Here is a 26,133-nt window from a genome sequence, read left to right on the forward strand (position 1 = left end):
CCCCTTTGCTAAGGAGGATTGTATTGGTTTACACTGCAAAAAATTCTTCGAGTTCTTTTAGTGTTTCTTCAGATGTATAAATATCTTTTACCACCTGCCCTTTGTGCATGGCTACAATTCGGTCACTAACCTCGGTAGTATGTGCCAAATCATGGCTCGACACCAGTATTGTTACATCTTTATCGTCGGCCAGATCTTTGATAATTTTTTTAAGCCTAAACTGTGTAGTAGGGTCAAGGTTGGCAAAAGGTTCATCGAGAATAATAATTTCCGGATTACCTATAAGCGTTGCGATGATACCTACCTTCTTTTGGTTACCCTTAGAAAGATCACGTAGGTATTTCTTTTTATTAAGTATCTCTCCGTTAAAAAAATCTTTATGTTTTATTAGCAATTCATCTACACTCGCTCTGTTCTGTCCGCGCAACTCGCCAATAAAATAAAAATACTCCTCGGGCGTAAGGTAGCCTATTAAAAAGCTCTCGTCAACAAATGCCGCCGTAAACGGTTTCCATGCCTCGCTTTCATTTACCTGAACGTTGTTCAGCTTTACCGCGCCGGTAGTAGGTTCTATAAGATCAAGTAAAAGGCTAAAAAGCGTAGTTTTCCCCGCTCCATTGTTTCCTACAAGGCCAAAGCTCTCTCCTTTTTTAATTTCTAAATGATCTATATTAAGTACGGTTACCCCGTTGTATACTTTCTTAAGGTTATTGATTTGTATCATGATATATTATAATGTTGATTGGATGATTAGTTCTTTTGTTTATAAGCCGCAAGCGTATCGTACTTCTCCCTTTTGTAGATTTTTTCTATCTGGGCAAAAGCCTTGTTCCTGAAAGCGAAACCCAGCACCCCTGCTACAGCTACAAATAGTGCTCCTGCCGTTGGGCTGAATATGTAAAATCCAATGCCGTAAAGCGCCATAGGCACCAGCATTTTTGGCAACGAAATAAGGAACGTTTTAAGGTTAAAGGCTTTTTTATCACCAAAGGCCTGTTTGCTTGTAGTTAGATCGATAGGAGTTTTTATGAATGCCCCGCCTAAAAGTACAAGGTGCGAATTCACTCCTATATTATATACCGCTCCGGCAAGCAACATAAGGTAAGTATCCAAACCAAAGTACAGGTAAAAAGAAGCTATTAATGCACTAGCAGTCGTACCTATAACCATAAGCCACCATTTAGATGCGATATATTCGCGGTATTGAATGTTTTGGCTCATCATTAGCGGATAGTAGGCACTGTCCCAGCTTGGCACAAACTGGCCAAATGTCATCATGAAACCACCCGTAACAAATATTCCGGCAAACATTGACCAGAAAGGTCCCTGATATATCTCTATCGCATTGGTAAAAAACAGCAAACCGTAAAATATAAACAGTCCGCTCATCAGTAAGGTTGTTTTAGAACGCTTGTTCCTTAGTATCAGCTTAATGTCATTTTTAAGAAAGGTACCCATGGTTCCAAACTGATTCAGCCATTTAAAATCCTGAGTTTGGGCAACCTCATGTTTACCTTTAAGTCCGGTATCCAGGTACAATTCTTTAGAGAACAGCTTATAACAGCCATAATATATACCTGCCACTAAGGCTACAGGAATAACCCATAGATAGTATGTAGCATACAATCCATGGAAGAATACCTGTGTATAGGGCGTGATATCGAACACTCCATAGTACTGCGTAGCACCAAGGCCTACAATAATTGTTGCTACCGTATAGAATATAGCGTCCTTATCGTCAGCAAGAATATTTATAAAATTGTTACTGTATATAAGTGCCATCATGCTTATATGCCACAGCACTACTCCTAAAGGGTCATAGCCTTCTATAAGCAATACTATAGAGAATGGCACAAAAAAGAAAGCATGCATGATATTAAAGAAAGACACTGCCGTTTTTCCCAATGCAAAGTTTACAATCGTACCTCTTTTTATAGGCAGTGTAAGCAATGGCCTGATATTAATAACAGGCATTTTTTGCATAAAATAACGGAAAAGCAAGTCGAACACCAGATAATAAATCGCAAACTGACTTATTATGATAAGTGGATCTACACTCGTACTTTCTCTGATAATGTAAAAAGAGCCTACTCCTAAAAGAAGGAACATGGCAGAAAAATAAAGTGCTACGAGTATCATAAGCACTTTTAAAGCTACGTTAGTGGCAAAAGCAGATGACCGTGTAAACGATTTCCATTCGAGCCAAAGGAATTTTTTGAACATTGTATTTTGGTTGTTGATTTTAGTAATTGGTACGTAAATAATATAAAACGTTACATTTCACGAATTAATCTTACATGTTGTATTCCGGATAGGTTTTTAGCAGGTGTTCTTCAGCACGACGGGGTATTACAAAAAGCACAACAAAATGCATCAGCAGGAAAAGCACTACTATTGCAGCCATTATACCTATTCGAACAGGACCCGGTGCTTCTGAATCTACTAATGAAGAAAAATTAAACGGAAGATATACCACACTTGCCATTCCTCCGGATTTGACAATAATTTCCTCGAACAGCCATTTTTTTCCGGTACGTTTTACCTTTCTTCGATGCTTCACCATTCTTGTCATTATTGTGCCAATACCCGTCAGCAAAATCACCATAAGCATTATATGATATGAAACTACCTGAAATTCAATTAGCTTATATACTGCATAAAATAAGGCTATGGTAATCAAAATTTGTGGAATTTTGATAAACTCCTTCATATACCCCCACATCAGTTTTTTGTACTTTTTATTCAGGGCTGCCTGTCTGCTTTCTACGACACCCATAAACCCAAAGATGCCAAATTTTTTAAACTCTTGTTTCAGGGCATCGTCAAAGCTTAGGTTAGGTTCTGTTTTCCAGCGTTCTTCAATAGCATTGGCAAGGTGATCAGTAAGCTCATTCTGTAAATCGTAATATTCTACAAAATGCTTAATGGTAAATGCAAACAACTGATCGTTTTGCTCCTGTGTTATTTTTTTAATCTTATCCATTGTACCTCACTATATATCTTAATTTAAAACGACGGATCGTTATGGCCATTACCGCGCATAATGCAAGTAATATTGTAAAATAAAGCACTACAACCATGTCAGACGCTATATCATTCATGTAACGTATAGCAAAAAGTCCGGGGAAAAACACGAACACATTTAGTATTGATATCCCCTCGCCCACAGAATACTGGTCTTTCTTTTTTAGCATCCTATACACCTGAGGAAATGAAATCGCTCCATTGGCAAAAATGAAAACAAAAAGCATCAGTGTTACAAATCCTTCTCTGTCCATAACGCGGGTAAGTCCTGTTAAAGCAATCAACAAAAGACCAAAAAAGGCTATAAATTTTAATGAAAACATGTTCTTAAACAGTCCTTTGTACGATTCCCCCCAGGAAACAAAAATGCGCTTTCTGTTAAGCCTGCTCAGTTCTTTTTTATGCCTGCCTATGTACAGTCTCAAATTCCTGTCAAAATCACCGTCCTTATCTTCCAGTTCACTGGCAATATGGTCGGTCATTTCATGTAGAATGTCTACATACAGTACGCCTGTTTTTTTAAGCGCTGCATGTATCTTTTCAATTTGTTCGTTTGTAAGCCTCTTCATCTTCTTTGTCTTAAAAATATAATTGGTGGGTTGGTTTTTAAATGTATTTGCCCACATACTGCTTGCGGCAGCGGTAAAGGCTGACCATAAGCACAAGTAATAGGGCCGGTAAAATTGCAAAAGCTATTCTTCTCGGAATAATCCTCAATGCTCTGTCATCTATACTGTAACTAATTATCTGGCTTATCTGGTGTAGATTAAAAATAATGCTATAGATTAAAATTAGTGGGCGCATTACCGATAGTTCTTTATTCTTTCTTCCAAACCACATGGCTGGTATAGCCATCGCCATTATAATATAAAGCCCGTACATATTTACATCTTCATTTTCAACAAAAAAGCTAGCGTAATATGCCGCTGTCCCAATAAGCAATGCCGATAGCAAAACCAGCGGCATAGCCATAGTTCTAAAATACAGCTTTATGGCTCTTAAAACGGCTGTCCATTTAGCTCTCCTGTTCTGTTTTAAGATATCATTACGGTGCGATATGAAATACTCCGTCCAGTTTTCGCCAAAATCGCCTTCCATCGTTTCAAGTTCCGAAGCGATGTGGTCTACCATCTCATAACGGATGTCTATGTACTTTACGCCAAGGTTATACAGGCGGTCGTCTATAAATTGTATTTGGAATTTACTAAGCCTCTTCATCTTCTTTGTCTTAAAAATATAATTGGTTGGTTGGTTTTAAATGTATTTGCCCACATAGTGTTTACGGCAGCGGTAAAGGCTAACCATAACCACAAGCATAAGGGCCGCCATAAACGAAATACTTATTCTTTGAGGCAGCATTATGACTGCGTCGTTTTCTATAAACAATATGACTATCATTACAATCTGGTTTCCTATATATAAAGAACTATAGATTTTTACCATAGAACGCAATAGCGATACCTTTTTGTTTTTCCAGCTTACAATAGCAAACGGAACTATAAGCACCATTAAAACATAGTTACCGTATAAACTAAGACTGAACCTCTCCATGTAGTATTGTGCAAAATAATATACTATTGTAAACATTACCACTGCAACAGCAATAACCATAGGCTCTGCCATTGTTTTAAAGTACAGCTTCAGTGCCTTTTTTTTAGCAGCCTTTTTGGCTATTTCGTTTTGCTGCAAAATACTAAGCTTGTTCATTACAAAATATACCTTCAGGTTTTCTTTAAAATCGCCTTCCATCGCTTCAAGTTCTGAGGCAATATGGTCAACCATTTCGTAACGGATATCAAGAAACTCAACCTGCAGCATCCTTAGCAGATCATCAATGCACTGTATTTGTTCTGTAGTAAGTCTAGCCATCGTTAAGCAACCTGGTATCTTGAACTATACATTTTCGTTAGTGATCTATATGTATACGCCAACAGTAGCACGAAGCTGATTACAAATGCGCTATACAGTAATTTTAGTTCACTGCTCAATTCTAATTTCTCCACCTGAAGATAAACAGGAACACATAACAGGTAACCAACGCCGCTAAGCGAATAAAAGAGCCTTTCGGCAGTAGAAAAGAGTTTCTTTTGTTGCGTAAAATTTTTATATCCTATATACACCCAAAAAGCAGGCATAGCCAAAACAAACGGTATTAGAAGTCTTGTCGACACTTCCTCATAACCTTCATATTTATAATCGCCAAACAAGATCGTATACACTGCTGCCAGTATAATTATGAAACGGAATGTAAACATATTACTGAACAACAGCTTAACCCCATTTAAACTCGCGTTCCTGCTAAAACGACGGTAACTCTTTTTCAGCCCGCCTTTATTAATAGCAATATATCTTTCAAGATTAGCGTCAAAATCACCTTTCATTCCTTCAAGTGATGTTGCTGCATGATCAATCATCTCAATACGAATATCCAGAAAACGTATTTCTATATCCCACAAGGCCTTATCTATGGCAACAATTTGATCCGTTGTAAGTTTAGGCATAGCGGTTGGTTTTAATTTCATTATTCATTCGCAGAGCAAGGTAAGCCAGCGTAAAAATCAGGCTTAACAGCACTCCATTAATACAATACACCCATTGTGCTTCGCCCAGCAATTTGTTTATTTTTAAAACAAACAAAACCGGCAACATATAATAAAACATTGACACATTAAACAACCGCTTTACAAAAATGTATTTACTGGGCATCCAAGGTTCAGATACCATATAAATCAACACACTTATCATCATTACCGCTTCAAAAAACCTAAAAGCCCACACCTCAAATGTTGAAAGTTGTATCAATACGCATACCCCAACAAAAAAGACCATCCCTCTTTTACTCAATAGCTGCCTAAAAATGGTATTCCTGTTTTGTTTATCCCTCAGCACTTCCTGCTCACGAACTGCTGTTAACAGTTTTACTTTCAGGTGCGAGTTCATATATTCTTTTAATGCCAATTCAAAATCACCGCCTTCCTTTAGTTTTTCTTCAAGGGTAGCAGCAATATGATCGGTCATCTCCATACGGATGTCATCATAAAATATCCTGTCCTTAACCAGATATTCTTCAATCTTCCCTATTTGCTCTTTAGTAAGTTTCATAACTAAAACTGTAAATCGGGTTTAGGGGCCGGGTTTACAAGGTTCTGCATATTACGGATGAACTCCTCCAGTTCGGCAAGGCGGTTCACAGTCTCTTTCTGTCCGTTTTCGGTCAGTTTATAATATTTACGAAGACGGTTATCTACCTTTTCTACCTCTACATCTAAAAAACCGTCAGCTTCCAGCTTATGCAATGCCGGGTACAGCGCCCCTTCGGTAATATTCAGTTCACCTGCCGTAATAAGCTTTACCTTTTGGGTAATCTCATAACCATACATTCTGCCGTTTTCTTCCAAAAGCTTCATTATTATGGTATTGAGGCTCCCTTTATAGAGTTGTGAGTTCTTCATCACTGTGTTTGATTTGGTATTACAAATGTATACATAATTTTCTTATGCATAATAGTTTTAGGTATTATTTTAATTGGCGGAATTTTATTTAGCTGCTCGGAATGCTTATTTTTGCATCAAATAAACAAACATGTCAACATTTCATTCGCTTAAAATAAAGGATGTAAGGAGGGAAACGCCACAGGCGGTTTCTATCGCTTTCGAAATTCCTGAGCACCTGCGCGAAGACTATAATTTTATCGCAGGACAATACATAAATATAAAAACAACCTTTGAAGGACAGGACATCCGTAAAGCCTATTCTATATGCTCGGCACCGGGCAGCAACGAACTTCGTGTAGCCATTAAGGCTGTAAAAAATGGAGGCTTCTCTGTTTTTGCCAATGAAAAGCTTGCTCCGGGCGACACTATGGAAGTAGGTACTCCTGAAGGTAAATTTACCTTTGAACCTAAAGCTGAGCGTCAGCGTAACTATGCCGCTTTTGCAGCAGGTAGCGGAATCACACCGGTTATGGCTATTATCCAGTCAGTGTTACAAGGAGAACCATCAAGTACTTTTGTACTTGTATATGGTAACAAAACTCCTGAAGATACCATCTTCCACCAGTTTCTGCACGACCTTCAGCAGGAATACGTAGGTCGTTTCTTTGTACATTTCGTATATAGTCAGGCGAAAGCTGACGAGGCACTTTTCGGACGTATAGAGCGTGCAGCGGTAAACTTTGTAATCAAGAACAAGCACAAGGAAAAAGAATTCGAGAAATTCTACCTGTGCGGACCTGAGCAAATGATACTTACCGTAAATGATGTACTTAGGGAAAACAATGTTCCTGAAAAGAACATTAAATTCGAATTGTTCTCTACACCAATTGCAGAGAAGAAAATCGAGGAAAACCTTGACGGTCAGACTAAAATTACGGTCCTTGTAGACGATGAAGAGGTAACTTTCATGATGTCGCAGCAAATGACCATTCTTGATGCAGCCCTTAAGCAGGGTGTAGATGCGCCTTACTCTTGTCAGGGTGGTATTTGCAGCAGCTGTATGGCACGTGTAACCAATGGTTCTGCACAAATGAAAAAGAACGCCATACTTACCGATGGCGAAATTGCCGAAGGCCTTATCCTTACCTGTCAGGCACACCCAACATCGGGCGAGATTTATATCGACTTTGACGACGTTTAATCGTTATTCCTAAAAATAGAAAAGCCCCGTTAACCGGGGCTTTTACATTCATATACTTCTTAGTATTATTCAATAATCACTTTCACAGTATATACCTTATTGGAATGTATTTTCAGAATATACATTCCTGTCGGCAAACTCTGATTTATAATTGAGAAGTTGTAATCGTTAATATTTTTTGAGGTATAGAACAAGTTACCTGTCATATCAAACATATCAATCTGGTCAATAGGATATTTCGATTTTATATAAGTGTTCTCACCTTCCTTAACCGGGTTAGGATATACCATTACACCATTTTGCGATGAGAATTCTTCATTCCCTAATATATCTTCTACCTTAAACGAAATCCTGTTTGATACTTCGTTGTAAGAGTCATTAGTAAACATAACGATAAAATAATCTCCTGCCGTAGTTGGAAGCTTATCCTCTTTTATAACTGTAGACCCCTCTGTAATACCTTCAAAATAAGTAAAACTAACCAGTTCGTCTACATTAGGATCATCACCTTCATGATAAATACCCAGCCAGTCTTTTACAATACCCGGCGCATCAGTCCATGTCGCAATAATGTTTTCATTAAGGTTGTAAATAGTTTTATTGATGCCTATTTGGGTAATCTGCTCACCTACCTGAAAGTAAACCCTATTACCTATGCTTCCGTAACCATCCTGAAGGAAATACTCTGCAAAATAGTAGCCATCCGCCAGGTTATTAAAAGTATGGCTGCCGGATGCATCACTTACATAGGTCCATTGTGTAGATGCCGGTCCGCCAGGTGTCTGGCCAACCCTATATATTCCAATCCAGTCATTAGTTAGCTGAGGCCCGTCAACATAGCTGATCGTAACAGGACTGCCCGAGGCATACACCTGACTATCTGCAGACAGTTCCAGTAATGGACCAACATAAAATTCTTTTCTTTCAGCAAGTTCTGTATATCCATCATTTTCAAGGAACGTTGCAAAATACATTCCCGGCTGAGTCAATCCTGCAAAAGTATATGTACCGCTTGTTTGTCCGTTTACATATGCCCAAAGCTGAGAGGGCGAAGATGAACCAGGTGTCTGCCCTTTTTTATAAAGCGCCAGCCAGTCATTTTGGTTACCCGGCCCGTCAGTATAAGATACAGTAATTGGTGTATTAGGCAGATAGGCAATTGTATCCAGTTGTATTTGTGTATTGGCAAATGTACTGTTAATGATATTAAAAGTTTTAGCCTCGCTCCATGCCGACCAGCTCAGGTTACGATCCCTGTGGCGCACTTTTACAAAATACTGCCCGTTAGGAATTTCATTTTGTCCCAGTGTCAATTTCGTAATATCAACTCCTTCATTCTGATCTTTAGATACATCTACCTGTCCGTTAAGCGAACCATACAGGTTTTCATAATCCCTGTACACATCCTTTTCTACAATTTCAAAATCAGCAGTTTTTCCAATCATGAACTCTGTAGAATTCAACAATTGTCCTGATGTAGTTTGATATGCCGAGCCTGATATTTCTAACGGAAGCTCTACATCATTCCCATTAAATGCATTGGTAATTGTTGGTGTTGTTGGTGCTGCAAGGCCTTTGTAATGATGAAACTCATCCATAAGCTCGTTATCTTTCCAATTGTACACACTTCCTATAGAATAGGACTCCACATCAAAAGTATCATTGATTACATCTATATCAATAATCTGGTACATCCAGTTCGAAATGGTCTTTTGAACATCATCAAAATCCTGTTCTGCCGCCATGCCCCAATACTGATCCCATGCAACACCTCCCGAAATAATTTGGTAGGTAGGTGTATTTTTCAATTGGCCTCTGTGATACAGGTGATGGTGTGCGCCAATATGCAGTATGTGCTTGTCAGATGTCACTAATACCGGCATTGCAGCATTACGGATCCATGGAGAGATGTCTCCTACATATTGCTCTGCCTGATATGGCCTGTGTCCTAAAGAAATAATCCATTTTACCGTTGGATCATTATCCGCCGCTTCAACAATCTGCGTCAGCCAGCTTAACTGCTGTATGCCCGTGTGTTCGGTATCCATAGCGATAAACAACGTATTACCTACCTGATTGGCATAGTAATTCTCTGTACCCGATGTTATACCCTGATAAGACATCTCATCAAGGATATAATGATCATAGTAGGCCTGCATCGCCAGCGTGCCATAGGTTTCATGGTTACCTACCAGTGTTTGTATCGGCAGATAGCCCGAAAGTTCCTTATTCTTTTTAAAATGTACATTTTCATAATGGTCTAGAGTCCCAACATCTACCTGATCACCCACCATAACAGTAAGTGCTATATTGTCGGCAGGGTCGGCATTAATACCCCATTTCTGAGCAATTTTTCTTTTTGCCTGTGCTACAAGCGTATCGAAACGCGGTACATTTCGCATTTGGTTGTCCCCTAAAACAAGGAAACGCAAATGTCCGTCTGCCGTTGCTGCCTGTCCCGGAAGCGGCATGGTTTTAAACGATTTTACTTCGCTTACATCGTTACCGGTCTTAATCCTGTAATAATACTTTGTATTGGCAGTAAGGCCTGTAAGTTTTACCGTGTGGTAATAATAATTTTGCGGATAACCGGTGTCTGTAAAGATCTGGTTAGTACCCGTAACAGAATTACCAAGTTGTTGTGGTGTGCTACCGTATTCTACTATCGATTCCGGATTGCTTTCGGTTTTCCAGTTTACATAGATAGATGTTGGTGTTGGTGCCTGCAAATAAGGATGCAGTGTTTGTGCCTGTACTGTTATCCCCGTAACAGCGAGCAGGAAAGCATAAAGTTTCTTCATTAATTGGTGTAAATTTTGGCATCAAAATTACATTCACCAATAGTTAACAAGTTTACTAAACCATTATGATACAAATACCGGAAGTTTACTCAGTATTATGAATGGACTACGTTTGTTACCTTATCGATAACTACCTGGGGAGTAATCGTTCGCATAACATCTTTGTAGCCTTCTACAACTTTATTACCGTAAATAGATGTTGGCAGTAACGGGTATTGGTTCCTGTCGGAAGTAAGGGTGTAGTCCTGTGGCTGATTGAAAGGCGCAAAACCGGCATAAGGGTGCGTAGCTCCCCAAAGGGTAATGACCTTTACGCCCAACATTGCTGCCATGTGGGCATTACCGCTATCCATACTCAGCATAAGGTCGAGATGGTTTATCAAGTTGAGTTCCTGAGAGAGTTTTAGTTTTCCGGCAGTAACGATTATGTTTTTTCGGCCTTTGGCGAATGCCTCAAGCTGTGCGGTTTCGGCTGCACCTCCACCAAAAAGGAAAAGAGTATAATTTGAATCTTCAGCAAGCTTGTCAATCACTTCCTGCATTAAATCCTGCGGATATACTTTGCCCTGATGCTGCGCAAAAGGCGCGACGCCTATCCATTTCCCCGATTTTTCTCCGGAAATCGCCGATACTTGCGCCGCAAGCGGTTGTTTATCAGGAAATACAGGATTCGATAAATCTATCGTAAAGCCTAACTTTTTAAACGTATCCAGATGACGTTCTACTATTGGGGTAAGCTGCCTGAAAACCTTATTTTCAGCCCTTGTAAGCGCTTTTTTCTCCTCGCGGGCCTTATCGGTCGTTGCAATGGGTTTTCCGCTCAGGGAAAAGAGTTTTGTAACGATCTTCGAACGGAGTACATTATGCAGGTCGGCAACCGCATCAATGTTTAGTTTTTTCAGTTCACGGAAGAGTTTCAGGAGTCCGAAAAAGCCTTTGTGTTTACCCACAACATCGGCAGGATAAACACTAACGTTAGGGATTCCGTCAAAAAAAGGAGTAAAAAATGCCCTTGTCAGTACGGTAACCTTTACGTTAGGGTACTGAGCAACTAAGGCTCTCAGCAGCGGAACCGTCATGGCGACGTCTCCCATTGCCGAAAGCCTTATTACCAGTATATGTTTTGTTCCTGACATCAATCAGGTATTATTTCTTGTTTTGGTACAATACAGGGTTTAGTTCCTCGTCGTTGTACATTTTCATCTGCTTGTACACCTTCATGTATTTATCACCGTTCTCAATGTCGGTAATAAGGTCATCAATAGCTGTAGTAAGATCTTTCTTCTGCTCAAGTAGCACGTCAAGTTTTTCCTGGCATTTTGCACGGTGCTCCGGTGTAGCCTCGGCACGTGTAGCTTCTTCGTGCATGTGGTATATCTTAAGCGCCAAAATTGACAATCTATCAATTGCCCATGCCGGACTCTCAGAGTTTATCTTTGCATCAGCCTTTGGCGTTACATCGCTGTATTTCTGTAAAAAGTAGCTGTCTATGTACTCCACCATGTCAGTACGCACCTGGTTAGACGCATCGATTTTTCTTTTAAGCACAAGTGCCTCAACCGGATCGATTTCCGGGTTACGGATAATGTCTTCATAATGCCACTGCACTGTGTCTACCCAGTTTTTCGCATAAAGCAGATGCTCTATCTGGTCCTTAGCATACGGATTGTTAACAGGCTGATCTACGCTGTCAAATTTATGATAGTCGTTAATGCTCTGCTCAAATATTGGGAAAGCGATTTTAGAAAACATAGTAGTATTGTTTATTTTGTGTAGTGCAAATATACGGGGAATAGTTGTAACCTGCTAACACGATGTAATTGCTAATTATTAGATAATGGGATTATCGAGGAATCTATTCGGAGCAGAAAAGTTTCTGCCACCATGCCTGCACCGCTTTTAGAAAAGTGCTGTCAGATACAGTTATTTCTTTGTCTAAAACCTTTTCATTTTTAATAAACAACTGGTTACCGTAGTCTATTGTATGAGCTATTGTTGTACCATTCTCTAAGTGAAATGTCAATTGCTCATGCTCGTCTTTTGTGAGGTTAACTATCTTTTGTCCCTGGAACACAAGTGTCTTTGGTAATGCCCAATTTTCGTTTGTCAACGTTATGGTCGGTTCTTGATCCTTCCAGTCAATAATAAAGTCATTGCCAAATTGAAACTTTTTATCGTTATCTAATTCCAAAATTGTAGCGAAGTAATAAGCAGGTGAAATGCCCGGCATGTAATCATGAGGTCCGTCTTGCTTTGTGAAAAACAAATTAGTTAGTGTCTTGCCAACAACCATTTTTATATATCCTTCATGTTCTGTCATTTCATTTTCAGTAGTCATTAATTAATGATTAGGCACAAACCTGGCACGTACAGACAAACTAATTTACATTGAAATTAGGGAAAAATAGTTTAATTCGTGGCAAGCCTTTAAACCTATAACTGCGAAGCAAACAGGAATACCGCAATAAGCACGATAAGCCCCATTGCCACTTCTCTCACCCATTTGTTTTCCTGTGCTTCAAAATAGTTGGCGCCCATTATGGCTAGCGGTGCAAAGGTAAACACCAGAAAACTGTTGTTCTTGTGTGCCGAAAGCACATAGATACCTACCCCGATAAGGAAGGAATAAATAATCTTTTTGTGCGACGACTGTAGGTTAAGCGGCTTATTGGTTATCGAGAAGATGTACGGAAATGCAAACAACAACGCAATAGAAGAGTAGATTGCCAACGCAATATTCTGATAGATATTCTCAAAATAAGTAAAGTCGAAGCTAACATCTATATTATCTGATATTGTCGTAACAAAATCGTAGCCCATCATCAGGATAATCATGGTATATATCACAAAAACAGCAAAAAAGGCAATAAAAGGTATCAGCCAGTTACGGTAATCGCGTGATACGTGAAAAATAATCGATATAAATACCAGCACGATATAGGCTATACACCAAAAGTGAAATATCGCTGCCGCGAATATCCAGAATGAGGCATCGAATATCTTTTCTTTTGGGGTTATAAGTGACTGGAGCGAAACCAGCCTTCGCAGTGCCAGCAGAATAAAAAAGTTGGCAATTATGATGTTTATGTTTACCAAAGTGGTGGGAAACAGTATTAAAAACACCATAAAAAGGAACATGGCATAGGTATTCGCCTTGCTCAGGTTATTGCGCCTTGTAATAAAATTAGTAAGGAACAGGGCTCCTGCCAAAAGTAGCAAAAGCCCCACCTTTTGGGCTACAAGCAGGTAGTTTTCTGTCCAGGACAGGTCTTTTAATAAGTACGAAAAGTAACTTAAAATAAGAACCACGCCTATTAAAACGTAATTTACAGGCCTGGATTTATTAAAAACACTTGCTAGCATGTGAATATTTTATACTTTTGTGACAGTAAATATAATACTTGTTTAAAAATGAAAGCATTTTTCGAAGCGATAGGCTACCTGTTTACAGATATCCTTTTCTTACCCTTAAACTTTTTCCGCAGCCTTGAGCTAGAAAACTGGTGGCTGGCAAACATTGTAACCTGGATTTTTATCATCATCTGTTGTGTTGCTACAGCTTACTGGTTAAAACAGCTTACTATATTCAAGCAAAACAACGAGGACGATCAGGATACTACGGCTCACTCTTTCTTATCATAAGTCAAAGCCGATATCTTTTCTAAAATACATCTTATCAAAACTTAGTTTATCTATGTTTTGGTAAGATTTTTTTATGGCCTCTTTAAAGTCACTTCCATATGAAGTTACAGCTATTACACGGCCTCCGCTGGTTACTACATTTCCGTTATCCAGTTTTGTCCCTGCATGGAACGCGATTGAGCCCTCTACATTTTCAAGACCCGATATTACCATTCCTTTACCGTAATCTTCAGGATAACCTCCTGATACTACCATAATAGTCGTAGCCGATCTTTCGTCGATCTCAAGGTTCACTTTGTCAAGTTCCTGAGCTGCTACCGCATTGAATATCTCAACAAGGTCAGATTTCAGTCTTGGAATTACAACCTCCGTTTCAGGGTCACCCATTCTCACATTGTACTCAATCACGAACGGATCGTTACCCACTTTTATAAGCCCGATAAACACGAAACCTTTATAGTCGATGTTAGCACTCTTAAGTCCTTCAATAGTTGGCTTAACAACACGTGTCTCGATTTTTTCCATGAATTCAGCATCGGCAAACGGCACCGGAGAAATCGCACCCATACCACCTGTATTTAGGCCTGTATCGCCTTCGCCAATACGCTTGTAATCTTTAGCGGTAGGCAGTAGCTTGTAGTTTTTACCATCGGTAAGTACAAAGCAGCTAAGCTCAATTCCATCAAGAAACTCCTCAATAACTACCTTCGTACTCGCCTGACCAAATTTTTCGCCTACAAGCATGTTTCTAAGTTCCTGCTGTGCCTCAGCAAGGTCGTTAATAATAAGAACTCCTTTACCTGCAGCAAGACCATCAGCTTTTAGAACGTATGGTGGCTGAAGCGTAGCAAGAAAATCGCAGCCTTTCTCTACCGTTTCTTTAGTAAAACTGTCGTAAGCAGCCGTTGGAATGTTATTTTTTACAAGGAACTGTTTTGCAAATTCTTTACTGCCTTCCAGTTGCGCACCTACTTTAGAAGGACCTATAACCGGAATATGACTAAGGGCAGCATCTTTTTTAAAGAAGTCGTAAATCCCTTTTACTAATGGGTCTTCCGGACCTACAACAACCATTTTTACTTCTTCCTGAAGCACGAAGCTTTTTATCGATTCAAAATCCAGCGGATTCATATCTACATTAACTGCAATACCTGCTGTTCCGGCATTTCCCGGTGCAACAAATAGTTTTTCGCAAAGCGGGCTTTGCAGCATTTTCCATGCCAGTGCATGCTCTCTTCCTCCGGATCCTAATAATAAAATTTTCATTTCGCTTTGTATTTCAGGTAAGCATTAATAGGCTTTTTCATCGCCAAACATGCCTACCACGGTTTGTAAAATTATCTTTATATCTAGCAGTATCGACCAGTTTTCTATATAAAAAACGTCGTATCTGATACGGTTTATCATGTCTTCGTCACCGTTTATCTCACCACGGAAACCCTTAACCTGGGCAAGACCTGTAATACCGGGCTTAACCGTATGTCTTGCACCATATTTTTTTATTCTCTCGCTATACCTGTGGTTTATGGAGTAAATATGAGGCCTTGGCCCCACTACCGACATATCGCCTAAAAGCACGTTTAAGAACTGAGGCAGCTCGTCGATACTTGTCTTGCGGATGAACTTACCCACTTTAGTAACCCTCGGATCATTTTTTACAGCCAGTTTATCCATCTGGTCGTTTATGCGCATAGACCTGAACTTAAAGCATGAAAACTCCTGTTCGTTTATACCCGCCCTTATCTGCCTGTAAAATACCGGCCCTTTCGATTCCAGCTTTATCAGTATTGCCATTATCGGCGTTAGCCACGACAGTACTAAAATAGTAACCAGAAACGAAAACACTATATCAAATACCCTTTTTACAACTATTGCAACCGGCTCATGCAATGGTGTTTTACGCAGTGAAAGCACCGGAAATGACTCATAATAATCAATAACGAGGTTTCGCGAAAAAATTTGCTTTGTATCGGGTATAAACTTAATAACTATGTTGTTAGTGTCACAAAAAGCTACCAATTCTCTTAGCCTGACGTTTCCTATCTCGTTTAACGAGCAGTAAATGTCGTCAATATTATTCTCAAGGATATATTCCTCTATACCAGACACCTTTCCTTCAATAGGCATATTCTCATGCTTCCTGTCGGAAAAAAAGCCCATAAACCTATATCCGTAATCCGGATTACCTTCAAAAAAGTCTTTTAATCTTATCGACTCAGGTGTATAACCAATAATCACAGTTTTTCGGATATTACTTCCGCTAAGCCTGTATCGCTTTAGGTATAAATACAGTGCAAATTTAAAAATTGTTACGATTAAAAAGACGCTAATGCCATAAAGAAGTATTTGCCTGCTTTCAAAAATGGCATATTTTGCAAAAGGAAAAAAGGCTATAACCGTAAGGAGGAATAGCACCGATTGCCTTATCAGCCTCGATAATATTTTTGTAGCAGCCGTATATCTGTACGTTTCATAAAACCCCGAGAAATAGGCCACAGTACACCAGGATACTGTTGCATAGGCGGCAAAATGCAGAAAATTTACATTTAGGGTACAAAAAAACCAAAACGGCAGCAATAGCACCGTTAGCAAATCAAAACCTATACTAATAGGTCTTAAATATTTAGAATATCTGCCTCTTCCGGATAAACTCATTTCTATCGGATATAGTCTGAAAAATTCTTATGCTCTTCTTTAAGAAGCTCTTCTTTAGGCAATGCCTTAAAATAGTCGTAAGTAATTTTCATGCCCTCAGCACGGCCTACTTTTGGCTCCCAGCCTAAAAGCTCTTTAGCTCTTGTTATGTCTGGCTGACGCTGTAACGGATCGTTTACCGGAAGTGGTTTATATACCACTTTTTGAGTAGTTCCGGTAAGTTTTATTATTTCTTCGGCAAAATCTTTAATTGTAATCTCATCCGGGTTACCAATGTTTACCGGATAGACATAATCAGAGTGTAGCAACCTGAAAATTCCTTCTACCTGATCGTCTACATAACAAAAAGAACGGGTTTGCATTCCGTCACCGAAGATGGTAAGGTCTTCTCCTCTTAATGCCTGCCCTATAAATGCCGGAATTACACGCCCGTCATTAAGTCGCATTCTTGGCCCATAGGTATTAAATATCCTTACAATTCTGGTCTCTACACCATGGAATGTATGGTAAGCCATGGTTATAGACTCCTGAAAACGTTTTGCCTCATCATATACTCCACGAGGCCCTATTGCATTTACGTTTCCGTAGTAGTCCTCATTTTGCGGATGCACTAACGGATCGCCATACACTTCAGAGGTCGAAGCGATAAGTATGCGTGCTCTTTTTACACGGGCTAACCCCAGAAGATTATGCGTGCCCAGCGAACCAACCTTTAATGTCTGGATAGGGATTTTTAAATAATCTATAGGACTTGCAGGCGATGCAAAATGAAGTATATAATCAAGTTCTCCAGGAATGTTTACAAATTTTGTAACATCATGGTGATAAAACTCAAAATTTTCAAGCTTAAAAAGATGCTCAATATTTTTAAGATCGCCCGTAATCAGGTTATCCATCCCTATAACATTGTATCCTTCTTTAATAAACCTGTCGCAAAGGTGCGAGCCTAAAAATCCGGCGGCTCCGGTTATGAGTATTCTTTTCATAATGTTATTTTTCCTGATTTTTCAGGCAATTTTATATTAAACAGACAGTACAGCAATATGAATAAAACCACACCCCTCTGTCTCCATAAAAAAGATTCGGTCAAAAATAAGGCTATCATTAGAAATGCAAAAGCCATATGTACAAAATCTTTATCGCTAAGCGATTTTTTAAGATTTATGAGTACCATTACCAAAACCAATAATAAGCCCAGAATGCCTAAATCTGAGAATGCCTCAATATACTGATTATGATAATTTTGCCTTGCATACCTTTGGTTAAGTACTCCTCCTTCAAAAACATTATGCTCTTTAGATTTTTCCTCTATTTTTTTTATCGATGCATTAAGGCCATAACCAGTAACAATTTTGCCTTCTTCCTGCACTAGTTCTCCAAATATTCTTGCCTGATATATCCTGAAAGCCGTGCCATTAAAGTAATCGTTTTCACTAAAAGCCTGTTTGCTCCATGCTTCGTGAGGAGTAACTTTATTGAGTTTTATCTTCTCTTCAGCAAGTTTTTCCATTTCGGGGATATTTGTTGTATACTCTGCCGGAAACAATGTTGTTGTTCGGCTTATATACACTAGCGACATCCCCAATACTACAAAAATCGCTGCTCCTGCTATTCTTGTTTTTTTAGGTACGCTTGCAAAAAAAGATATATAAACTGCAGTAAGTAACACGCTAACCGCTATAGTTACTTTAGCCATCAGCAGACCTATCATTACCATCATTATCACAAGGCCCAGGTAATCAAAAAAACGCTTGTTCTTTACCGACAAAAAATAATAATAAGCTATTGCAAAAATTGCCGAGAGATATACTGCCGAAACTATGGGAGTAGACAGTTCATTATAAAAAAACACGCCTATGTTCCCTCCCTCAAAGTACCTGTACATCGCTCTTAAAAAGTAAAAAAAGGCAAAAAAGCACATTACAATGCTAAATCCTTTTAATATTCCGCGTCTGCTTATGCTTATTACCTTCCGGTTAAAAAAGAAAGCTATCGGTATAAAGAACAATGCAGCTTCTTTACTTAAGGCTTTTACGGTCAATGGTACATCTATAGACCAAGCTATTGAGGCGACCATGAGCATGTATAAGGCTATTGGTGCCAGTAAGACATAACTTACCGATATATTTTGTTTTTTATATGATAAAAACGAATAACCCACAAAAAGCACTATGGCTACGCTATTGTAAGCATAACCAAAAGGGAGGGTAATAAAAATAGCCGATATTAAAAATGTCAATAGCCTTTTACTGGGCGCAAGCCCAATTCTTCTAAGCAAAAAAACATTGGTAGATTTATAATTATCGGTCATCCTTTATTCTAATTTATTTTATTAAAGCTTATGCAAAGTATTTATATGTTCGTCCCACTTACGCTCTACATATTCTTTTATTTCTTTTTCAAATCGTTCTTTAGAAAACTGTAGCGAATGGCTCCTTATTTTGGCATAATCAAAATGAAGTTGTTCAAAACGGCCTACTGCATCCGTTAATGAATGTACTGTTTGCTCATCAAAAAAAACACCTGTTTCATTCTTTTTTACAGTTTCCAGCACTCCTCCGTATCCAAAAGCTATCACGGGGGTACCGCAAGCCTGTGCTTCTATAGGCGAAATACCAAACCCTTCAATACCGGTTTGTATAAAACCTCTTGCCTTGCTTATATAATCATTTACTTCTAAAGAATCCAGAAATCCTGTAAAAACAATATTAGGATTACTGCCGGCTATCGCTTTTAATTTTTTTGCCTGGTCGCCATCGCCTATAATTATGAGCTTTTTACCCATAGCTTTAAAAGCCTCAATGGCAATATCAAACCGTTTAATATCTGCCAGTCTTCCTACTGCTACATAATAATCTTCTTTATCTGGTTGTAGCGAAAAACAGGAAAGATCTACTGGTGGATAAATAACACTGGCATCTCTTTTATATTTTTCTTTTACCCAATTCTTTACAAAAAACGAATTGCATATAATAAAGTCAGGCTCTTGCGCCTGCTTCCTGTCTATTTTTCTCAAAAGAGAAATCAAGGGGTAAATTATATGTCCGAAAAAACCAAAATACAACTTATACTCGCCCCAAATATAATTGCAATTTCGGGCCTGAAAATAACTTATGTGCAACTGTCCCGGACTTGTCTTTTTTATTCCTTTAGCGACAGCATGAGACGATGATATAATTAACTCTACATCTTTACTAACCTTTAATGTCCTTATAAAATAAGGAAACGTAAAAAACAGAGCCCTGAACTTAGAACCAAACCTTTTGAGAGGTGTTTCAACGATTACAGGTTTTCTGTGCGTGTAAATTTTATCTAATTCAGTTTCGGGCATAATATTAGCCAGTGTATAGGTAATATCAAATGAAAAAACCTTTTCAAAAGCTCCTATTACTCTCTCTGCACCGCCATACTTATCCAGCCAGTCTATTACTATTGCCTTTTTCAAATCTTATTTAAAGTTTTTTGTTCTTTGGTTACAAAGAATAATGTATTAAAAAACGTAAAAAACAGAACTCCTACCTGCCTGCTGAATATATTTTCTGTTAACAGAGCTATAAAGATAACAATTATAAAACCCTGATAAACAATGTATTTATTCTTTACTCCCCAAAACAAAGAGATTAAAAATATAATGAGCCCAAAAATACCATATTTCAACATTATGTCGAAATACTGATTGTGGGAGTTGTAGTTTATATTAATATAATCATCAGAAGCCCTGTAAGTATAAACCGAATAACACTCATTAAGTTTTTTCTGTACATTATCTACTCCTACCCCTGTAAGCCAATGTTCTTTAAGTACTTGTTGTACACAATGGTATACTCCAAATCTGAAATTTACCTGTTCTGAAGGCTGCCCGGCATGCGGAAGTACATACTCGGTAGCAAGACCTTCTTTTATGCGACGCTGAGATGAGGGCAGCATTAGTACCGAACCAATTATAATTAATCCTACTATTCCTGCAATGGCAAGCTGTTTTAAAGTTTTCATCTGTTTCAGACAGAAGAATACAGCTACAATAAAGAATATGAACAAGGCCATTCTTGCCATAAATGTTGCTACCGAAAAAAGAAGAAACACAATACCTACTAACTGTAATAACCGCTTTAAATAACCGTTTGCCTTGCGGTTAACCAGCATATTGTATAACAGGATTAATGACGCAAAAACAAAGAGCATTCCTAAATAGGGTAAATGAATTCCGGAAACATCATTAAAAATATTTCTTATTACAGGATTGTAATAATTGTCTTCGCTAAAAACATTATCAATTCCTTTATAAAATATCACACCCCATACATAAAGGCTCAGTAAAATACAACTTGCAACAAAAACTTTTAATGACAGTATTAGTGCTTGTTTGGTAATAAATTGTTTATTCATAATCATAAACAATGGGAACAATAAAAAAGGCAGGGCGCGTTCTAGCAATTTCCCTACTTCACGCTTATCATCCGCAAAAAAGTAACTTACTATATACGCGAGATAAAGCACAGAAAGCACAGCTACATTTTTAATGTCATTATTAGTGAGCTTATACGATTTCATTGAAATTGCTATATACAACGAATAAACGCTCCACAATATTACAACATATACGCCTCCCTTAAGTCCCATTAAGGGAAAAGAGGCCACAAGTGCGGTAATATATTCGTAAGTTTTAAGCCTGTTTAATAAGATCATCTGTTTCCTTTTTAAGTAGCGTTAAGTAATCGTTGTTATTTAAAAAGTCCTGAGCTTTTTTTACCATCGCTGCATTCGCTTCCGGTTTGGCTGAAAATATCCGGACTATTGCAGCATAAAAGTCATGAGGGCTGTCGGCTTTTAAAAACATTTCTTTATCAATAAGCCCAACACCTTCACTTCCTACATGAGTGGACACCAAAGGAAGTCCATTATTAATAGCGTTAAGCGACTTTAACTTTACTCCGGTACCAAACTGCATTGGATTAACAAAAAGAGCTGCTTCGGCATAAAAAGGAGCCAAATCCGGCACATTAAAGTGAACCTCAACATTGCTATATCCCGAAAGCATGCTTAAAACATCTTCTTCTTTTACATCTCCGGTACTTCCAACAACAACAAAGCTGTAATCCGGAAAATCGTTAATCAGTTTAGAATGTACATTATCAAGATACCACTTTATGGCATTTATATTATTAGGCATAAACAAAGAGCCTATAAAAAGTACATTCCTGCCGCCAAGCTTTTGCTGAGCCGGCAATTGCACCGATGCGGATGGCAGATGAAACGATTTTTGTGCCCACTGTTCCTGCTCAGCAAAGACATTATATTCATCTTTAGATATAAACCAGAGCCTGTCTGCCTTATCAAAAACCCTTTTAGAAAACCTCCTGAACTTTAGGGCATCAAGGTAATAGTACAGCTTCTTAAATATATTGCTACTGCTATTGCCTAACTGAAAAAAGTATTTTGATTCATCATTATGTACCCGCAAAGCAATTTTAGAGACTTTCAGAGTTTCGTTCTCCAAAATAGGAGCTGTACTTTCTGATTCCAGTATTACAAAATCATATACTTTCTCGAGCTTAACTTTTTTAAGACTTTTTCTTGATTGAGCTTGTAACGGCTGAGAAAAGATTAAATCTGTAACCCTATTATTTCTTTCGGTAATATAAATATTCTCTGTAATCAATTGCATTGCAGTAAAATCTTCGTCAAGGGGCATTGCCTTGCAACTGCATACCATATCTACAATATAACCCAGTTTGTTTAATGCTTCTATGCGCCCGTATACATCAATGGCTCCTCCAAAATGACACGGGTAAGGGAAGTATCCTACTACAACTAATATCCTGTTATGCTTCATCGTTTTGCGTTGTCATCAGTTTTTTCTGCAGTACATCAGTAAAGGCCATAAGAAACCACACTTCATATTTAATATCATAAGTAAAGTAAACTACGCCTCCAAGGGTTACAAACACTAAGGGTATAATTATAAAAAGTACGTCTGTCCTTTTTATGTTTGAAAAGAAAAAATATCGTTTGATGAAAAAATAATAAAAAAAGACCAGGAAACCTATTCCTCCCATAATAAGATGATCAAAAAAATAAGTTTTGGTAGAAAGTGCCTGAGTTGTTCTTCTGTAACCCATAATTTCAGACAATACAAGTCCCGAGAACATTTCAGACCTTAAAATATCATTAATCGCTTCGGCGAAATAATATATAAATGAACCAAGTCCTACACCCAGCGGATTACATACAAACGTACTTAATGAAGCCGCATACGAACCAAACCGGGTACCAAAGCTGCCGCTGGTATACCAGTGTTTAGCAACAATTTGTGATAACGAAAAATAAACTCCTACACTAATAATTAAAATAACCGGAATAGCAGCATAAAGCAGTTTTCTTGTTTCTTTATTGTCATATAGTTTTTTGATTACTAATGGCATGATAGAAACTAATACAAGCAAAAGATAACCTTTAGACTGGCTTTTTAAGGTGTAGTAAACAAATAAAAATGCCGACAGGCAGTACACAAAGTTTTTTAGCCTTTTGGGTTTATTTAAGTAACCCACTAAAAATACAGGTAAAAATATCAGAATAGTAATTATAGACCCTATCCAGCTTTCTTCATAGGTTAACAGTCTTATCCTCCAATAACCGTCTTTACTGGCATGAATAGCTGTTAAAAAATACCCTGAATCCAAACTTACTGATTCTACAATTAGAAACAATGTTATAAAAATTTCGACACCAATAAGTGCATACAACAAGATTGTAAATTTATCTTCTCCCCTGTCTAACCATGTATATATAAACTGATAGTAAACTATTATAACGCCCGGATATACTGCCATTTTTATGGCCTTTACAATAAGGTTTTCACCTAAAAAATTTACATCCCCGGTATAGATAATTACAAAAGCTAAATAAAAAACACTTATAATGACAAGATAAAGCAAATATAAAATCAGGTAGCTGTTGTATTTAGAGATATAAAATTTACCACTAAGCATTAAGTAGAGCCCCATAGGGATACTCATAAACACAATAGGTGTTCTTGCCAGCTCACCAAAAACATTTACCAAAGGACAATCCTGGTAAATACTGGCCAAAAGCACTATAAAAATTAATACAATCTTTAATTTCATTATTTATACATTGTTTTGGCAACAGCAGCAGCTGCCTCAAAATTACCTTTACGAATCCTGTTTGCCACCAGGAGTAAACCTGACAAGTAAAATTTTCCCGAAAGAGTATAGAATTTTTTTATAAATATCCTCCTGCTTTTAAAAAGCTGTTCTTCCGAAAAAAGACTCTTTTTTTCTCTGTATGACGATCCTATAGAAGCACCTTCCTTATGATATACAATCGCTTCGGGACACCAGTCTATACTCCATCCTTTTTTTCTTGCCCTGTAGGTCCAGTCCAGCTCTTCATAATACAAAAAGTAGTCTTCACTAAGCAGTCCCACCTCATGTAAAAATGTATAAGGCACAAACATTGAGGCTCCAATTACATAATCTATTTTTCTAAAATTACTTTTAGCAGTAGTTACAGGCTGCCCTTCACCTTCGTGTTCCGAAATAAAAAATGTTTCGTTAAATCTTCCGCCCACCGCCTGTATTTTATCAGGTGTATAATAATATACTAATCGGCAACCTATTATTCCTGTGTTTTTATTCTCCTCCATCCCAGCAAAGGCTGCAAGTTCCGAAAGTGAGTCTTTTTCAGCTACTGTGTCATTATTCAGCAGCCATATAAATGAATCTTGATCTCCAAACTTTAAAATATGGCGTAAGGCTATATTGTTTCCGGCTGAAAAACCTCCGTTCCTGTCCGATTTTACAAAAACAATCTTCTGGTTAAAACCTCCGACTAAGAACTCATGTTGAGAAGTGATGATATGATCTACAGGCTTTACAGCCAACGGATAAACCAAATTTTCAAAAGCAGTATCAATTTGAACAGGTTTACCCTGAGCCCAGTCTGCAAACAAATCCTGATCGTGCTGAGCTTCTGTATTATCCACAACAAATATCTGAAAATTGGGATGGTCCAGCTTTAAAAGGCTTTCCAGACACTCAAGAGTATCTTTAATCCCTTTATAATTTAATAGTACTATATAAACCTTCTTCATTTATTGCCCTCTAAATTTTGTAATCTTAACCCTCCGGAAAATACTTTTTTATAACACACTATGATTATTGATACGGTAATAAATACCTCAACTATATATAAAGAAGTTATACTCCCATCTATATTGAAAGCAAGTGTTAATAAATAGCACGACATGAACATTACAATTGCACCCAATACCGATATTACCGATACAGACTTTTGTTTATTATAATATATAAGCAGCTGATAAAAAGGTATATTAAGTGCTATGATAAAACCTATTCCCAAAAACTTCACCCCATATACTATTCCTTCATGCAGCTCATTGCTAATACTCACTCTTTCTAATAAAAGCAGCACTATAACATAAGCCATAAAAAGCCCAAAGGCCAGTAAGCCCAAATGGTACTTATTTATGGTCTTTAAAAAATTAAGTCCCTTTTCTTTATCGGCATTAAAAGCACTACAAAACTTAGGGAAGCTTACATTGAAAAAAACTGACAGGTAACTTCTGATTATCTTTAGCAACATATCTCCGACATGGTAAATCCCGGCAAGATATTCGCCACTTAACTCCCCAACAATAAGTATCGGCCCGTAAGTATATACCGATATTGAAAAGTTAGAGACAACAATAGGAAATTCTTTCCTAAAATTATCCACTAGTCTGCTTATCGGAACATTAAACAGCGAAAGGTGGTATTTAGCATAAAGCTTAGCTAAAAAGAAACCATAAATAGCAGCATTGGCTCCGCCATAACACAAAAGCATATACTGGTACGTATCCGTATCTTTTACAAAAACATATACTGTAATTAAATAGATGGCTTTAGAAAGTATTATAATACGGTTTATTACCGTAAACTCCTCAAAAGCCTGATATATCCATAACGGATTAAGAAATTGCGAAAAAAGCATAGCCACACCACACAGGTAAAGCCTATAATCGAGATCTAAAACCAATAGTACTCCTAAAAGCAACACTGTAATTACAATAAAAGCAATAGCTCTAAATGTGTATACCTCATCCAGCTGCGCTTTTATTTTAGCTGTATTGCCTTTATTAATGCTTAATTCCTTAACCCCTATAAGCTGAGAACCAAAATCTATAAAAATGCCCAAAAGCGTAAAAACAGACAGAGCTATACCTATTCTGCCCCAGTTTTCCATGCCCGATACGGCAATTACATAGGGGGCAATTATAAATGGAGCGACCAGGTTTAATACCTGGCCCGATCCATAAACTATATAGTCTTTAAATTGTCCTGTTTTATTAAGCATG

26 protein-coding genes are annotated in these 26,133 nt (G+C 37.9%); 2 read left to right on the plus strand and 24 right to left on the minus strand.

The window, feature by feature from the left end; translation table 11 throughout:
* Positions 1-28: 28 nt before the first annotated feature.
* The 9 genes from DEU42_RS12760 to DEU42_RS12800 form a co-directional block, all read right to left on the minus strand.
* On the minus strand, positions 29-724 hold the full coding sequence (locus DEU42_RS12760) for an ABC transporter ATP-binding protein (protein ID WP_114758695.1): 696 nt from the start codon (positions 722-724) through the stop codon (positions 29-31).
* A 26-nt stretch (positions 725-750) separates the two neighbouring features.
* A complete protein-coding gene (locus DEU42_RS12765; RefSeq protein WP_114758696.1) occupies positions 751-2,223 on the minus strand; it encodes a DUF5687 family protein in 1,473 nt (490 codons plus the stop codon).
* 70 nt (positions 2,224-2,293) lie between these two features.
* A complete protein-coding gene (locus DEU42_RS12770) occupies positions 2,294-2,983 on the minus strand; it encodes a hypothetical protein (protein ID WP_114758697.1) in 690 nt (229 codons plus the stop codon).
* Positions 2,976-3,593 carry a hypothetical protein gene (locus DEU42_RS12775; RefSeq protein WP_147278118.1) on the minus strand — a complete coding sequence of 206 codons (618 nt, stop codon included), beginning with the start codon at positions 3,591-3,593 and terminating at the stop codon, positions 2,976-2,978. The genes DEU42_RS12770 and DEU42_RS12775 overlap by 8 nt, the downstream gene beginning before the upstream one ends.
* Before the next feature lie 37 nt (positions 3,594-3,630).
* A complete protein-coding gene (locus DEU42_RS12780; protein WP_114758699.1) occupies positions 3,631-4,242 on the minus strand; it encodes a hypothetical protein in 612 nt (203 codons plus the stop codon).
* A 36-nt stretch (positions 4,243-4,278) separates the two neighbouring features.
* The gene (locus DEU42_RS12785) at positions 4,279-4,893 is read right to left on the minus strand and encodes a hypothetical protein (protein ID WP_114758700.1); all 615 of its coding nucleotides are present in this window, start codon (positions 4,891-4,893) and stop codon (positions 4,279-4,281) included.
* 2 nt (positions 4,894-4,895) lie between these two features.
* Positions 4,896-5,525 carry a hypothetical protein gene (locus DEU42_RS12790; protein ID WP_147278119.1) on the minus strand — a complete coding sequence of 210 codons (630 nt, stop codon included), beginning with the start codon at positions 5,523-5,525 and terminating at the stop codon, positions 4,896-4,898.
* On the minus strand, positions 5,518-6,126 hold the full coding sequence (locus tag DEU42_RS12795; protein ID WP_114758702.1) for a hypothetical protein: 609 nt from the start codon (positions 6,124-6,126) through the stop codon (positions 5,518-5,520). The genes DEU42_RS12790 and DEU42_RS12795 overlap by 8 nt, the downstream gene beginning before the upstream one ends.
* Positions 6,127-6,128: 2 nt before the next feature.
* Positions 6,129-6,476: a PadR family transcriptional regulator gene (locus tag DEU42_RS12800; protein ID WP_169520736.1), complete on the minus strand. Its 348-nt coding sequence runs from the start codon at positions 6,474-6,476 to the stop codon at positions 6,129-6,131.
* Between the two features lie 130 nt (positions 6,477-6,606).
* Here DEU42_RS12800 and DEU42_RS12805 point away from each other — a divergent pair, with 130 nt between their 5' ends.
* The gene (locus DEU42_RS12805; RefSeq protein ID WP_114758704.1) at positions 6,607-7,659 is read left to right on the plus strand and encodes a ferredoxin--NADP reductase; all 1,053 of its coding nucleotides are present in this window, start codon (positions 6,607-6,609) and stop codon (positions 7,657-7,659) included.
* 65 nt (positions 7,660-7,724) lie between these two features.
* Here the strand turns inward: DEU42_RS12805 and DEU42_RS12810 are convergent, their stop codons facing one another.
* The 5 genes from DEU42_RS12810 to DEU42_RS12830 form a co-directional block, all read right to left on the minus strand.
* The gene (locus DEU42_RS12810) at positions 7,725-10,460 is read right to left on the minus strand and encodes a fibronectin type III domain-containing protein (RefSeq protein ID WP_114758705.1); all 2,736 of its coding nucleotides are present in this window, start codon (positions 10,458-10,460) and stop codon (positions 7,725-7,727) included.
* Positions 10,461-10,555: 95 nt separating this feature from the next.
* Positions 10,556-11,596: a glycosyltransferase family 9 protein gene (locus tag DEU42_RS12815; protein WP_114758706.1), complete on the minus strand. Its 1,041-nt coding sequence runs from the start codon at positions 11,594-11,596 to the stop codon at positions 10,556-10,558.
* A 10-nt stretch (positions 11,597-11,606) separates the two neighbouring features.
* Complete coding sequence (locus DEU42_RS12820; protein ID WP_114758707.1) at positions 11,607-12,212, minus strand: DUF4254 domain-containing protein; 606 nt, start codon at positions 12,210-12,212, stop codon at positions 11,607-11,609.
* 103 nt (positions 12,213-12,315) lie between these two features.
* Entirely contained in the window at positions 12,316-12,780 is a 465-nt protein-coding gene (locus DEU42_RS12825) for a hypothetical protein (protein ID WP_147278120.1), read from the minus strand.
* Between the two features lie 113 nt (positions 12,781-12,893).
* Positions 12,894-13,823 carry a DUF6427 family protein gene (locus DEU42_RS12830; protein ID WP_114758709.1) on the minus strand — a complete coding sequence of 310 codons (930 nt, stop codon included), beginning with the start codon at positions 13,821-13,823 and terminating at the stop codon, positions 12,894-12,896.
* Between the two features lie 48 nt (positions 13,824-13,871).
* Between DEU42_RS12830 and DEU42_RS12835 the strand changes: the two genes are divergently transcribed.
* Positions 13,872-14,102, plus strand: a complete 231-nt coding sequence (locus DEU42_RS12835) for a DUF6341 family protein (protein WP_114758710.1) — start codon at positions 13,872-13,874, stop codon at positions 14,100-14,102.
* Here the strand turns inward: DEU42_RS12835 and purD are convergent.
* The 10 genes from purD to DEU42_RS12885 are packed head-to-tail and all read right to left on the minus strand — an operon-like array spanning position 14,097 to position 26,132.
* On the minus strand, positions 14,097-15,368 hold the full coding sequence (purD, locus tag DEU42_RS12840) for a phosphoribosylamine--glycine ligase (protein ID WP_114758711.1): 1,272 nt from the start codon (positions 15,366-15,368) through the stop codon (positions 14,097-14,099). The genes DEU42_RS12835 and purD overlap by 6 nt on opposite strands.
* 24 nt (positions 15,369-15,392) lie before the next feature.
* The gene (locus DEU42_RS12845) at positions 15,393-16,757 is read right to left on the minus strand and encodes an undecaprenyl-phosphate glucose phosphotransferase (RefSeq protein WP_114758712.1); all 1,365 of its coding nucleotides are present in this window, start codon (positions 16,755-16,757) and stop codon (positions 15,393-15,395) included.
* A 2-nt stretch (positions 16,758-16,759) separates the two neighbouring features.
* Complete coding sequence (locus DEU42_RS12850; RefSeq protein ID WP_114758713.1) at positions 16,760-17,743, minus strand: UDP-glucuronic acid decarboxylase family protein; 984 nt, start codon at positions 17,741-17,743, stop codon at positions 16,760-16,762.
* Complete coding sequence (locus tag DEU42_RS12855) at positions 17,740-19,068, minus strand: hypothetical protein (protein ID WP_114758714.1); 1,329 nt, start codon at positions 19,066-19,068, stop codon at positions 17,740-17,742. The genes DEU42_RS12850 and DEU42_RS12855 overlap by 4 nt, the downstream gene beginning before the upstream one ends.
* A gap of 21 nt (positions 19,069-19,089) precedes the next feature.
* Positions 19,090-20,202 carry a glycosyltransferase gene (locus tag DEU42_RS12860; protein ID WP_114758715.1) on the minus strand — a complete coding sequence of 371 codons (1,113 nt, stop codon included), beginning with the start codon at positions 20,200-20,202 and terminating at the stop codon, positions 19,090-19,092.
* Positions 20,199-21,443 (minus strand): O-antigen ligase family protein, encoded by a 1,245-nt coding sequence (locus tag DEU42_RS12865; RefSeq protein WP_114758716.1) that lies wholly within the window; start codon positions 21,441-21,443, stop codon positions 20,199-20,201. Before DEU42_RS12865 ends, DEU42_RS12860 begins: the two co-directional genes overlap by 4 nt.
* A complete protein-coding gene (locus DEU42_RS12870) occupies positions 21,421-22,590 on the minus strand; it encodes a glycosyltransferase (RefSeq protein WP_114758717.1) in 1,170 nt (389 codons plus the stop codon). The genes DEU42_RS12865 and DEU42_RS12870 overlap by 23 nt, the downstream gene beginning before the upstream one ends.
* On the minus strand, positions 22,580-23,881 hold the full coding sequence (locus DEU42_RS12875; protein WP_114758718.1) for a hypothetical protein: 1,302 nt from the start codon (positions 23,879-23,881) through the stop codon (positions 22,580-22,582). The genes DEU42_RS12870 and DEU42_RS12875 overlap by 11 nt, the downstream gene beginning before the upstream one ends.
* The gene (locus tag DEU42_RS12880) at positions 23,881-24,870 is read right to left on the minus strand and encodes a glycosyltransferase family 2 protein (RefSeq protein WP_114758719.1); all 990 of its coding nucleotides are present in this window, start codon (positions 24,868-24,870) and stop codon (positions 23,881-23,883) included. Before DEU42_RS12880 ends, DEU42_RS12875 begins: the two co-directional genes overlap by 1 nt.
* On the minus strand, positions 24,867-26,132 hold the full coding sequence (locus DEU42_RS12885) for an oligosaccharide flippase family protein (RefSeq protein ID WP_114758720.1): 1,266 nt from the start codon (positions 26,130-26,132) through the stop codon (positions 24,867-24,869). The genes DEU42_RS12880 and DEU42_RS12885 overlap by 4 nt, the downstream gene beginning before the upstream one ends.
* Between the last annotated feature and the right edge of the window lies 1 nt (position 26,133).

Source organism: Flavobacterium sp. AG291 (assembly GCF_003350375.1).
Lineage (GTDB): Bacteria > Bacteroidota > Bacteroidia > Flavobacteriales > Flavobacteriaceae > Flavobacterium > Flavobacterium suzhouense.